This window comes from Mesoflavibacter sp. CH_XMU1422-2 (genome assembly GCF_037029245.1).
Taxonomy (GTDB): domain Bacteria; phylum Bacteroidota; class Bacteroidia; order Flavobacteriales; family Flavobacteriaceae; genus Mesoflavibacter; species Mesoflavibacter zeaxanthinifaciens.
Map to the genome: position 1 here is coordinate 1 of NZ_JAYMEE010000092.1, position 12756 is coordinate 12756.

Consider the following 12756-nt stretch of genomic DNA (forward strand, 5'->3'; position numbering starts at 1 on the left):
GATACCGTAGATGAAGATGGCGATGGTAATGGCGATGATGACGATGAGGACACCATCACAATCATGCCAGCACAGGCAGATTTATCATTGAGCAAGACTGTAGTAGATGGCGATACGATGCCATTAGTTGGGTCAGAGATTACGTTCCAAATAACGGTAACCAATGACGGTCCAAATGATGCTACAGGTGTTGAAGTGACAGATTTATTACCATCAGGATATGATTTTGTATTGTTTAGTTCTACATCAGGCACATATGATGAAACGACAGGTCTGTGGAATATTGGAAGCATTGCCAATGGAGAGTCAGAAACATTACTTATAGATGTGCTAGTAAATGCATCAGGAGATTATTTGAACATAGCAGAAGTAACAGCATCAGATGTATTGGATGTAGATTCTACACCAGATAATGACGATGGTGACCAAAGTGAAGATGATGAGGATAGCGCAATTGTAACACCGGTTGATGCCATGGCAGATTTATCACTAATAAAAACTGTAGTGGATGGAGATACTATGCCTTTGGTAGGCACTGAAATTACTTTCGAAATAACGGTTACAAATGATGGTCCACAAGATGCTACGGGAGTTGCTGTAACAGATCTTCTGCCATCAGGATATGATTTTGTATTGTTTAGTTCTACATCAGGCACATATGATGAAACGACAGGTCTGTGGAATATTGGAAGCATTGCCAATGGAGAGTCAGAAACATTACTTATAGATGTGCTAGTAAATGCATCAGGAGATTATTTGAACATAGCAGAAGTAACAGCATCAGATGTATTGGATGTAGATTCTACACCAGATAATGACGATGGTGACCAAAGTGAAGATGATGAGGATAGCGCAATTGTAACACCAGTTGATGCCATGGCAGATTTATCACTTGCAAAAACTGTAGTAGATAATGATATTATGCCAAACGTAGGTGATGAAATTACATTCCAAATTACAGTTACCAACGCTGGACCTGATGCTGCAACAGGAGTAGAGGTAGTAGATTTACTACCAGCTGGATTCGACTTCATCTTATTTAGTGCAACTTCTGGTGTTTATAATGAGGTTACTGGATTATGGACTATAGGTACAATACCTAGCGGAGGCTCTCAAACATTATTTATTGATGTACTCGTAAACGCCCCAACTGGAACTTCAGGAGAATATTTTAATTCGGCTCAAGTTACTGCAAGTGATGTAATGGATCCAAACAGTGATCCAAATAATGATGATGGTGACCAAAGTGAAGATGATGAAGATGGTATATTGATTATGACAGAAACAGCAGATTTAAGCTTAATAAAATCTGTAAGTGATGTGAATGCAAATGTAGGAGATACTGTGGTCTTTACAATTCAAATAAATAATGCTGGAGCAGATGAAGCCACAGGAGTTGCAGTTCAAGATATTTTGCCAATTGGTTATAGTAATATTTCGAATATAACTAATGGAGGTATATTATTTAGTAATGTTATAGATTGGACAAATCTAAATGTACCATTAACAGGCTTAACATTAACATATGAAGCTACAGTTAATATGCCTACGCTTGAAGAAGGAGAATATATGAATGTTGCTCAAATTACTGCAAGTGACCAATTTGATCCAAATAGTGACCCAAATAATGATGATGGTAATCAAAGTGAAGATGATGAAGATAATGCATCAATTAATACGCCAACAACAGATATCGAAGTTACTAAAGTGGTAGATAACGCAAACCCTAATATTGCAGATGAAATTGTATTTACTATTTCAGCTACCAATTTGGGTGGAATAAATGCATCATCAGTTGAGATATTAGATATTCTTCCATCTGGTTATCAGTTTGTTTCTTACAGTGCAACTTCTGGAACTTATAACGATGGAAATGGAATATGGCAGATACCAACTGTTAATGCAGGTGAAACTGAAATGTTGCAAATTACTGTTATTGTTTTAGATATTAATGACTATTTAAATATTGCATCACTTCAATTCTTAGATCAAATTGATTCTGATGGAGGAAACGATGTGGGCGATGCTACTATTGATCCCTCATGCTTAAAGATTTATAATGAATTCTCACCAAATGGTAATGGAAAAAACGAGTATTTCTATATAGACTGTATAAACAATTATCCTAATAACACATTGGAAATTTATAACCGATGGGGTAATCTAGTTTATAGCAAAGAAGGTTATGATAATACATTTAATGGTGTATCAAATGGAAGGTCGGTTTTTAATAAAAACGAAAAACTTCCTGTAGGAACCTACTATTATATTCTTGACCTAGGTGACGGTTCTGAAAGAAAAGCAGGATGGCTATATTTAGTTAGATAATTAATAATGATAAATTTGATTTTACCTCAAACATAAATTTTATAAAATGAACTTAAAAAATAAAACAATAATTTACTCATTAGTGTTATTGACTACACTAGTAAGTTATGGTCAGCAAGATCCTCAATATACAGATTATATGTTCAACACATTGAATGTAAACTCGGCTTATGCTGGATCCAGAGGTCATTTAACTTTTACTGGATTACATAGAACACAGTGGGTTGGTCTTGATGGAGCGCCTACAACCCAATCCTTCAGTATAGATTCTCCTGTTGGAAAAAATGTTGGATTAGGAGTTTCAATAATTAATGATCGATTAGGACCTTCAGATGAATTTTATTTGGACGCAAACTTTTCATATACCATTAAACTTTCAGATAATAGAAGATTATCTTTTGGATTAAAAGGCGGCGGAAGGATGCTAAATATAGATTGGACTCGAGGTTCTTATCAGGAAGATGAAAACGTTTTTCAAAACAATATTGAAAATAAATTTCTTCCAACCATTGGAGCAGGAATTTACTTGCATGGCGAAAGAAGTTATATAGGACTTTCAGTGCCAAATTTCTTAACTAGTGAGTACTATGATGGTATTCAAAATGCAGTTGCTGCCGAAAGACTTCACTTCTTTTTAATTGGAGGAAGAGTTTTTGATTTAAGCCCAACCGTGAAATTCAAACCTGCGTTTTTAGGAAAATTTGTAACTGGTGCGCCAATAATAATAGATCTTTCAGCCAACTTTATGTTTTATGATTCTTTAAGATTAGGCGTTGCTTATCGTTGGGATGATTCTGTAAGCGGATTAATAGGATTACAAGTTGGTCCAAAACTGATGATTGGTTATTCATATGATGCAACGACAACGAAATTAAGAAATTTTAATTCTGGCACACATGAAATTATGTTGCGTTTTGAATTAAGATCTAAAGAAAAACAATTAAAATCCCCACGATTCTTCTAAACTTAAGCCAAATGAAAAATACAGTTACAATATTAATGTTATGCGCTACGGTTTTCTCATATGCGCAAAAGAGTTCTACTGAAAGAGCAGATCGTTTATTTGATAGAATGTGGTATAAAGAGGCAGCAACTTTATACGAATATGAAATAAAAAAGCTTGATAAAAAAAATGACACTTTTTCTGTTAATAGTTCAAATGATGAATATGAGAGGATTTTAAAAAGAGCTGGAGATGCTTATTTTTTTAATACAGACATGAAAAACGCCAACCGTTTTTATGACATTTTAATTTCAAACTACTATTCTAAAGTAGAAAGTGAATATATTTTTAGGTATGCTTTATCCCTTGAAGGAATTGGCAAATTTAGAGAAGCTAAACGATGGATGAAAGAATTTTCTAAGAGAACATTAAATACAGATGATAGGTCTGATAATTTAAATCAGAAAGAGATTACCATAGAAGATATTTTAAATATTGAACCTAGGTATATACTCAAAAATGTATCAATTAATACAAAAAATTCAGATTTTGGATCAATGTATTATAAAGATAAATTGGTTTATTCATCAGCCAAAGATTCTTCAAATTACCACACTAGAATATACCATTGGAATGAGCAACCATTTTTGGATATGTATATTGGTAATTTAAATGAAACTGAATCTGATATAAAAGAAATTGGTGTGTTTTCTAATAATTTAAAAACAAGATATCATGAGGCCACTTTAGCTTTTTCTCCAGATCAGAAAAAGGTGTATTTTACCAGAAACAACTATGATGGTAATTTGCATAGAGATGATAAAGGAACTAACCATTTAAAACTTTATAGTGCAGAATTACGAAAAAATAATGATAGTTTGTTGACTTGGCAAAATGTTAAAGAATTACCGTTTAATAGTGAAGATTATTCAGTTGGGCATCCAACAGTAAGCAGTGATGGTAAGCATTTGTATTTTGTTTCAGATATGCCTGGTTCCATTGGCGCAACTGATATTTTTGTTGTTGATATATTAGAAAACAATACTAGCAATCAAAAAGATAGCACATTCACTGGCTATTCAAAACCTAGAAATTTAGGTGAAAAAGTAAATACAGCTGGACGGGAAATGTTTCCATACATAACGGATGATGCACTTTACTTTGCTTCAGATGGACATTTGGGACTTGGAGGTTTAGATGTTTATGAAAGCAAAATAGAGGATAATGTATTTCAATCTCCCAAAAATTTGGGGGCACCATTAAATAGTGAGCTGGATGATTTTGGATTTATTGTAAAAGAAAAAGAAAATAGAGGTTTTGTGTCCTCAAATAGACCTAATGGAAAAGGAGATGATGATATCTACTCTTTTGTTCGTTTGCCAGAACCAGAGCAGCCTCCTTGTAACCAAGAAATTAGAGGTTATGTTTCCAACACAATAACAGGAGAACGAATATCAAATGTAACCATAGCATTGATAAATGAAAATGGTAATACAATAGAAACTACGAGTACAGACATTAGTGGCGCATTTAAATTTAACACCACATTAGATTGTTCAACAAAATACGAGATTAAAGCTTCTAAAACAGGATATAGTCCAAGAGAAAAATCCGTACTTACATTAGATGAGTCTGGAGAAACTGTTGTGGCTCTTGGTATGGAAACCTTAAATGAGCTAATTGTAGAAGAAGATGGTTTGTTGAAAATAAAAATAGGTATTATTTATTTTGATTTAGATAAGTCTAATATAAGACTAAATGACGCTGCTATTGAATTAAATAAAATTGTCTTGCTAATGCATGAATATCCCAATATGGTTATTAAAATAGAATCGCATACTGACTCTAGAGGATCTGATGAATATAACTTAAATTTATCTGATAGTAGAGCTAAGGCTACAAGAGATTATATTATTTCACAAGGCATAGATGCTAATCGAATAAAAAGTGCTAAAGGATTTGGTGAAACTCAATTAATAAACAAATGTTCAAATGGTGTTTCATGTTCTGAAACTGAGCACCAAAGGAATAGAAGATCAGAGTTTATAATTGTAAAAATGTAATAAAAATTTAAGTGTTTTTAAATTGGTTGATGGTAAGCCAAGAGTTATGATAAAGTTAGATGATGGTTAGGTTAATTGTTTTTGTATCATGATTAATGGTGGTAAGAAAAGTGAACTTAGTAGGTTCACTTTTCTATTTTACATATTTGTATATTTTATCTAGAAGATTTTCTTTATTAAATGGTTTTGAGATAACATCATTTATACCATTCTTTTTTAAACGTTTAATATCTTCTTTAAATACTTGCGAAGATAATGCTAGTATTGGAAGTTTTTTATATTCTTTAGAGATACGTCTAATCGATTTAGCAAGAGCCTCGGGAGTATGGTGTTGTATTGTATTAGAAACTAATATCAAGTCAACCTTTTTGTTAGTTACCGTAGGTATTAAATCTTCGCCATTAGAGATAATATCTAAATAAAAATTACCATTGGCAGATAGGATTTTTAATATTGATATCTGAATTAATTCTGAATCTTCAATGAGCAATATATGTTTCTTGCCATCTAATTCAGGATACTTTTTATTATTGTTTATTGGTTCAATTTCCCAAGCTCTTGGTAATCTTAAACTTAGGTTGCAAATAAACTTTGTACCTTGGTTTAAATGGCTTTCAATTTTTAAATTCCCGTTCATTTCAGATACTAAATACTTTACAATATAAAGTCCAAGACCAATTCGTTTAGTGTTCTGGATTTCAGATTCTATTTTAAAAAACCTATCAAAAATTATGGCTTGGTGTTCTTTTGCTATTCCAATCCCTGTATCACTTACTTCTATATGTAAATTTGCTTTATGAGCTCTTATAAAATTTAGTGAAACATGTAATTTTATAGAACCTTTAGGAGTGAAGTTTAAAGCATTATTTAATAAGTTTCCTATAATTTGTTTCAACCTGTATTGATCACCTTTAAGATATTCAGGAAGCTTTTCATCAAGGTACATATCAAAGTCAATTTCTTTTTTTAAAGCTAAGATTTTAAAACCTGAAAAAATGGTGTTAAGTAAAACCTTTAAACTAAAAACTTTTTCTTTTAGAATGAGTTTTCCAGATTCTATTTTTGCAATTTCCAAAATATCATCAATTCTATGTTTTAAATCTGAATTGGCAGATAAAATGACATCTATATAGTTTTTTTGTTCAGCATTTAGGTTTGTGTCCCTTAGAAACCTACTAAATATAGCCGATGCTGTAATTGGATTTCTTAATTGATGACTAAAATTGGCTATAAAGTTATTTTTAAATTGCTCTTTTTCTTTTAAATAACTGTTTTTTAACTCAATAATCTGTGAGTTAATAATTGATTCATTTCTAGTTTGCGCAGTTAATTGATAGTTATTATAATGCTTAGTAAGATTTTCTATTACAATAACTCTTTTGTTATTAAAATTTGTTGAGAATTGTACATCAGCAATGATTGTTTTTTTTTCAAAATTTAAATTAACACAAGAAAAAGTTAGATTCTCATTTTTAATTCTTAACAGATTAATACATGATTCAAAAAAAGGATGAACATTTTGTATCAAATCATCTTTGGTTAAACTAATAATATCATTATCAGTTTCAATAACCTTTCCTGAAGTCTCAACTAGTATGTACTGAAAATTATTTGTGTGATATTTCTTTTTATAAGCATCGAGCATTTTATCAACATTATTGTAGGTCTACGGCTAATTTATAAAAAAGTTTGTCAACTTTTTTACCAGTTTTAGCACTTACAAAATAATCGACTAAAGGTTCAAAAACGTCGCTGTAGTCATTTAAATATGCTTTATTTACCAAATCTACTTTATTGCCAACAACTTTAACAGGAACATTTGGGTGGCTTTGGTTTAAGAATTTAACTTCTTCATTCAGGTTTTTAAATGTTGCAGGTCTCGATAAATCAAAAACATAGATAAAAGCATTTGAGCCTAATAGATATGAAGATCGGGTTTTTTTAATGTCGTCATACCCTTCTAAATCCCAAATGATTAGCGATATTTTTTTTTCATCTGAAATTTGAACGCCCTTTTTTGAGATATGAACTCCAATAGTAACTTTATAAGATTCAGAAAAAGTATTTTCAACAAAACGTCTAATTAATGAAGATTTACCAACTCCAAAATGTCCTAATAAAACAATTTTTTTAGATGCTGTCATTTTTAAAGTAAGCTTTAATTTTTGTTGTTAACGATACTTTATTTCTAAGGATTTCAGAATTTATTTTTTTGCTAGCAAATGCTAAAAGTTTATCTTCTAATTTATCTTTGAATATCACATTGTAAGCTCCCGAAACAATCACTGCTATATAATATGACGAAAAATTTTGAAGATGTATATGATAAAGGTCATACTCAATATATTGCAAATCTTGTTGTTCTTTTTTAAAAGCATCTTCAATAAAACTTTTAATAGCTGTAAGCATGCCGGCAACCATATCTTCATCAGCGGTTTTGTTTTTCGAATATTCGGCAAGTACAAGCCCTGAACCTTTTTCTATGATTATGATTTGCTCAATTTTTGTATTTGAATGCCCTTGTATAATTAAATCTGCATCATTTACACTTGTTTTTTTAGATGCTTTTCTAAAGAATCGCTTAAAAGAAAATGTACTATTAAGTTGATTATTAATTTTTTCAGACAATAATTTCATTTCGTGCTGCACAAATCGCTTTACCATTTTTCCTAAAATTGGATACAATGCTTCAACAACAGCATCTTGTGAGTTTTTTATTTCTTCTTTTAAAGCTTCAGTAATTGTTGGACCAAGTGTGTTTGGAATTTCAGTAACAAATTCATCCAATCGATTACTTATTATTGGATTAATTTTTTGAGCAAGATTTTTTTGCTTATTTATGGTGTTTTCAAGAATTTTGATTTTCCTCTCAATAGAGTATGAGAATTCACGCTCATCAGTGAGTAGAATATCTTTAATGATATTTAATTTTTCATCTTGATTCATACATAAGTTAAAGAAAGTCTGCTTTATTCGCCAATTTTTTCCCCTAGCTTAATAAAAAGATTACTTAGCAAAGTTCTATTTACTTTAGTATCATCAAGAGATTCTATTTTATCATTTAAAGAGTCTTCAAGGTCTGTTATTCTAATATTTACATCTGTGCTAAGAGAGTCAATACTCTGCATGAGTTCTGATTTAACATCATCAATAAGGTGCTGTAATTCTTTTTTCTTAGCAAGAATATCAGCTTTTACAGCTTCAAATTCAGAATTATATGCTTGAATATTTTCGCCAAAAATAAGCTCTTTTATAGCATCGATTTTGGATGATACATTCAAAGTATTACCATTAAGATTATCCTTAACTTCTTTTGTTGCTTGTTTTGCCATCAATTGAGGAGATTATAAGATATGCAAAAATATGTTAAATTTTAAATTAAACGAGTATAATGTTAATTAAAATTAATAAGTTCTGGGGCAGTATTATAGATAGTTAACTAAATTTATTAAATGACTTTGCAGTTATAAATAAAGATTGCCCTGATGCCTTTAAGGGAGGTTTTTCGACAACATCTAAAAACAAATAAAGAGTTTTTAGATTCATACTTCATTTCCGATTAAGAGAGGAAGAGGCATCTATATCAATATTGGTACAAAGGTAAACTCGCAAAATACTTCCATCAAAAGACTACGGCATAAAGCCAATGCTTCTTCCACTACTCATTTATTCCGTTTCCTTTTGAGCCAAGATTTTATCTTCCGTTTGGTTTCTGCTCAAATATTGTTTAATCAAAAATTTGAGTATTATGACAACAAAAGCGAGTACCACAAAGAAGCGCAGTAGAGCAAAAGCAACTGCCAGAAAAGAAGTGAATGGAAAGAAATCATCCGTACTTCAAATTCAGAACTTACAATTGGGCAACATCAAGGCTGACCCAGAACAACCAAGAAAGACTTTTAACGAGGATGCGTTACAGCAACTTTCTGAGAGTATCGAAGAGCACGGTGTATTGCAGCCAATTACGGTAAGGCAATTAAATGGCCATTACATCATTGTGATGGGCGAACGCCGATATCGTGCAAGCAAGCTGGCAGGAAAAAAGACCATACCCTGTATCGTTAGGACTTATGAGAACAATGATGTTCTGGAAGTTCAGATTATCGAAAATCTACAACGACAGGATGTTGAGCCTACCGAAGAAGCTGAGGCCATTGCTTACCTAAGCGAGAAATATACGCCCACAGAAATTGCGAAACGATTAGGAAGAACCGACAACTTTGTAAGACAGCGTTTAAAATTAGCAGGTCTAATAGATGGCTTTAAGCACTTCGTCCGCAATGGCGAAATGACCATTTCGTTAGGTGTTGGTGTCGCACTTTTTGCACCAGAAGAACAACAAATGATGTTGGAAACGATGGGCGAAGATTTTAACACACATCAGATAAACAGGATGATTAAAGACCAGACCTACGACTTGGAAAAAGCATCTTTTGATGTAAAGGATAAGAAGTTGGTACCGAAAGCAGGGTCTTGTTTTGAGTGTCCATTCAATGCGGCAAATCAAGGTAATCTGTTCGGCGAGGGTAAAATGGTCTGCACAAAATCAGCTTGTTTCGAGACAAAGAAAAGCAAGTCGTTCTTAAACTTGATTGAAAAATCCAAGAAAGAGAATATCCTACTGATTCCTGAAATACGACAGTATTGGGCAGATGACGAAAACAATCAGCTCATTATTTCACAGTTGGGAAAAAGTGGCTTGAAGGTCTATCTGCTGGATGATGTAGAAATAATCGAAGAACCTACCAAGCCGACAATAGAGGCCATCAAAATAGAATATCAACATTACGATTATTCCGAAGATGAACTGAAGGCAGAATTGGAAGAAGCGATACAGAATTACGAAGACGAATTGAAAAATTACAATTCAGCAACTGATAATGGATTTGTAAACGGTACCGTGTTCCATCCGGACACGTACCAACACAAAACTGTCTTCGTCAAGATAATCGAGAAATCAAAAGATGAGTCAACTGAGTAGTCAGCGCCATTGGTCAATAGGAAAATGGCAGATTGTACACCTGAGGAACAAATCGTTAAAATCAAAGAAAGGGAAATCCGCAAGAAGCACATTGAGAACAACAAACAGTTCGAGGAAGTGGTTCAAATGATTCGTGAGACTAAATACATTAATACCAAAAAGACACTTTCAACAGACGAAATGGTGGCATTCTCAATATCACTTTTTGAGAACAATGTGGACTATATGAGCCAACAGAAACACTTTTCAAAATTGTTAGGCGATACGTCCAAGATGACCAAAGTTGAAATAGTAGAGAATTTCAAGAAGAAGTTCAAAAAGGAAATATTTCACAAGCTGATACGGTATATACTCACGAAGCAAGTGCATTTCGGCGAAAGCAATCACGTGAATAACCTAACGAATATTTCATTCTACAATGCGATGCAGGGATATTACAAATCCAAGATTGCCAGCATTGAGAAGGAATATGTTGAAAAACGAGACAAGCGTGAGGCACGTTTGAAAGAGCGCATCACAGTTCTTGAAAAGAAAATTCAGGAACTCAGCGATTAGCTTTTGTTGTTTGAAGAAGGGTCGGCATTCGTGCTGGCCCTTTTTCTTTTTTATGATAGTTCCTAAAAAAACGCATTTAACAGGAAGGGGTTATCAATCAATAATTAGCGCAAAGGTAAACTCGTAAAATACACCCATCAAAAGACTACGGCATAAAGCCATCGATGCACCCTACGCTTATTTATTCCGTTTCCTTTTGAGCTGAGATTTTAGCTTCCGTTTGGGTACTGCTCGAATATTGTTTAATCAAAATATATCATTATGAAACGAATATCTGAAAAACCTAAAATTCCGCCACAAGAGGCTGAAATACATTATCAGTCAAGTAAAGAAAATTACACCATTGAAAGTGCAGAAAGCCATTTGGCTTATTACAGAGAAAAGCATCCGATGTACTACTCTCTGCTATTACAAAATGTTTAACCTAAAATTCAAAAGCTATGTATTTACAAAATTTGCAACGGGATGAAATCTTTGTTCCATCAGAAATGAAATCCTTAAAAAGTCTGACACAGATGGAATCCCGAAGAGGGCTTGAAAATGCCATCATCTCAAACGGTAAAATCGTCAATGTGGTATCGAACAGCTATGGCCACATTCCGAACCAATTGTTCTTCAAGAAAGCCGAAGAAATGCTGACCGATGCACAACTGAACTTCCACAAGCGCACCATCAACAAAAATGACAGGTCGTTCATTACAGATTTCATTATTGACGATAAGAGTCAGTTTTCTGTAAAAAATAAAGAGGATTTGATACTGCCGATGCTTCGGTTTAAAAACTCTTATGACGGTAGTGAAAAGACCTCTGGTCACTTCGGGTTTTACCGAAAAGTATGTTCCAACGGTTTGCACGTTTCTCAGGCAGAAATTGAGTTTTCGATTAAGCACAGTAAGAACAATACACATCTTATAATGCCGAGACTAAATAATCTTTTCGATAAGTTTCTGGACAATGAATTCTATACCATTACGAAGAAATTCGATAAGATGAAGGAATTTAAAATTATCGACACACAAGAGTTTGTGAAAGCCATTCTCGACAAAACAAAACTTTTTAGATACGAGTGTAGCGACAAGAACAGTGACCCTTCAAAAAAGTCCCGTGAAGTCATTGAGATATTGAACTACGAGGCTTTGTTGCTCAATGAAGAGCCTAATCTTTGGCTGGGCTACAATGCAATCAATTCTGTACTTCATAATGTATTGAAGAAAAGCTTCGGCCAACAAGAACGGTTGGATAAAAAGCTGTTTGATGAAGTCTATGCTATGGCATAGATAAATAAAGGTTTGTCCAGTACCTAAAACTGGATTTTCTACTGTTGCAAATCCCTGCCATCAATACCGCTCAGCACATTCCCCTACATACGACGCCTGCCTGCTGAAAAAAGCAGGCAACCACTTCATTTTGGGAAAAGAGCTTCACTACAAACATCTTGGACACAATCCCCAATTTCAGCTTTCCATTCCGTTAATCCTTCCCGATGCTCTGGGAAGGTAAACTTGTCCTGAGCGCAGTCGAAGGGCTACATTCCAGAGCCAAAATTGTGAATTAAGTCCGCTATCTCAACGGAAAGCATCACTTCGGTTTTCTTAACAGGATTTTCGACGCGGTCTTCTTGAGCCCTCACTCGAAAATCCTTAAAAACCAAACCGCTGTCTTACACATTTTAAGGGGTTTATAATGGATAAAGCCTTTGTTGTTTTTCGGGTCGTCGAAAAACAGGCACGACATAACCAATTCTAATTCAAATCCAGCCACTCATTTCGCTTAACTGTCGGTACGCTCAAATCGTAACAGGATTTAAAAGAATTGCTAATGCCCTTATGGAACTTGTCAAGACTATACAAGTTTTAGTGAAAAATAAGGTTTCTACTTCCTTGAAA

At 33.4% G+C, this 12756-nt stretch carries 11 protein-coding genes; 7 read left to right on the plus strand and 4 right to left on the minus strand.

The genetic code is table 11. The annotated features are described in order from the left end of the window. The 3 genes from WA340_RS12870 to WA340_RS12880 form a co-directional block, all read left to right on the plus strand. The coding region (locus tag WA340_RS12870; RefSeq protein ID WP_336129386.1) for a gliding motility-associated C-terminal domain-containing protein at window positions 1–2328 on the plus strand (2328 nt) is incomplete at its 5' end. A 46-nt stretch (window positions 2329–2374) separates the two neighbouring features. Then, on the plus strand, window positions 2375–3292 hold the full coding sequence (locus WA340_RS12875; RefSeq protein WP_336129387.1) for a PorP/SprF family type IX secretion system membrane protein: 918 nt from the start codon (window positions 2375–2377) through the stop codon (window positions 3290–3292). Between the two features lie 11 nt (window positions 3293–3303). Beyond that, complete coding sequence (locus WA340_RS12880; RefSeq protein WP_336129388.1) at window positions 3304–5334, plus strand: OmpA family protein; 2031 nt, start codon at window positions 3304–3306, stop codon at window positions 5332–5334. A 133-nt stretch (window positions 5335–5467) separates the two neighbouring features. Here the strand turns inward: WA340_RS12880 and WA340_RS12885 are convergent, their stop codons facing one another. The 4 genes from WA340_RS12885 to WA340_RS12900 are packed head-to-tail and all read right to left on the minus strand — an operon-like array spanning window position 5468 to window position 8666. Continuing rightward, the gene (locus WA340_RS12885) at window positions 5468–6979 is read right to left on the minus strand and encodes an ATP-binding response regulator (protein WP_336129389.1); all 1512 of its coding nucleotides are present in this window, start codon (window positions 6977–6979) and stop codon (window positions 5468–5470) included. A gap of 10 nt (window positions 6980–6989) precedes the next feature. Then, window positions 6990–7478: a Rab family GTPase gene (locus tag WA340_RS12890; RefSeq protein WP_166966824.1), complete on the minus strand. Its 489-nt coding sequence runs from the start codon at window positions 7476–7478 to the stop codon at window positions 6990–6992. Then, window positions 7465–8280: a cell envelope biogenesis protein OmpA gene (locus WA340_RS12895; RefSeq protein ID WP_166966826.1), complete on the minus strand. Its 816-nt coding sequence runs from the start codon at window positions 8278–8280 to the stop codon at window positions 7465–7467. Before WA340_RS12895 ends, WA340_RS12890 begins: the two co-directional genes overlap by 14 nt. Window positions 8281–8303: 23 nt before the next feature. Next, a complete protein-coding gene (locus WA340_RS12900) occupies window positions 8304–8666 on the minus strand; it encodes a fructose 1,6-bisphosphatase (protein ID WP_166966828.1) in 363 nt (120 codons plus the stop codon). Window positions 8667–9082: 416 nt separating this feature from the next. Between WA340_RS12900 and WA340_RS12905 the strand changes: the two genes are divergently transcribed. The 4 genes from WA340_RS12905 (at window position 9083) to WA340_RS12920 (ending at window position 12147) form a co-directional block, all read left to right on the plus strand. Beyond that, entirely contained in the window at window positions 9083–10315 is a 1233-nt protein-coding gene (locus WA340_RS12905; protein ID WP_336129390.1) for a ParB/RepB/Spo0J family partition protein, read from the plus strand. Window positions 10316–10339: 24 nt separating this feature from the next. Next, on the plus strand, window positions 10340–10870 hold the full coding sequence (locus tag WA340_RS12910) for a hypothetical protein (protein ID WP_336129391.1): 531 nt from the start codon (window positions 10340–10342) through the stop codon (window positions 10868–10870). A gap of 261 nt (window positions 10871–11131) precedes the next feature. After that, window positions 11132–11293, plus strand: a complete 162-nt coding sequence (locus WA340_RS12915) for a hypothetical protein (RefSeq protein ID WP_336129392.1) — start codon at window positions 11132–11134, stop codon at window positions 11291–11293. 17 nt (window positions 11294–11310) lie between these two features. Then, on the plus strand, window positions 11311–12147 hold the full coding sequence (locus WA340_RS12920; RefSeq protein ID WP_336129393.1) for a DUF932 domain-containing protein: 837 nt from the start codon (window positions 11311–11313) through the stop codon (window positions 12145–12147). Window positions 12148–12756 lie beyond the last annotated feature (609 nt).

Excerpts from the sequence above, each read along its gene's own strand:
- WA340_RS12875 (WP_336129387.1), top strand. The coding sequence starts at position 2,375 with ATGAACTTAAAAAATAAAACAATAATTTACTCATTAGTGTTATTGACT.
- WA340_RS12880 (WP_336129388.1), top strand. The coding sequence starts at position 3,304 with ATGAAAAATACAGTTACAATATTAATGTTATGCGCTACGGTTTTCTCA.
- WA340_RS12885 (WP_336129389.1), bottom strand. The coding sequence starts at position 6,979 with ATGCTCGATGCTTATAAAAAGAAATATCACACAAATAATTTTCAGTAC.
- WA340_RS12890 (WP_166966824.1), bottom strand. The coding sequence starts at position 7,478 with ATGACAGCATCTAAAAAAATTGTTTTATTAGGACATTTTGGAGTTGGT.
- WA340_RS12895 (WP_166966826.1), bottom strand. The coding sequence starts at position 8,280 with ATGAATCAAGATGAAAAATTAAATATCATTAAAGATATTCTACTCACT.
- WA340_RS12900 (WP_166966828.1), bottom strand. The coding sequence starts at position 8,666 with ATGGCAAAACAAGCAACAAAAGAAGTTAAGGATAATCTTAATGGTAAT.
- WA340_RS12905 (WP_336129390.1), top strand. The coding sequence starts at position 9,083 with ATGACAACAAAAGCGAGTACCACAAAGAAGCGCAGTAGAGCAAAAGCA.
- WA340_RS12910 (WP_336129391.1), top strand. The coding sequence starts at position 10,340 with ATGGCAGATTGTACACCTGAGGAACAAATCGTTAAAATCAAAGAAAGG.
- WA340_RS12915 (WP_336129392.1), top strand. The coding sequence starts at position 11,132 with ATGAAACGAATATCTGAAAAACCTAAAATTCCGCCACAAGAGGCTGAA.
- WA340_RS12920 (WP_336129393.1), top strand. The coding sequence starts at position 11,311 with ATGTATTTACAAAATTTGCAACGGGATGAAATCTTTGTTCCATCAGAA.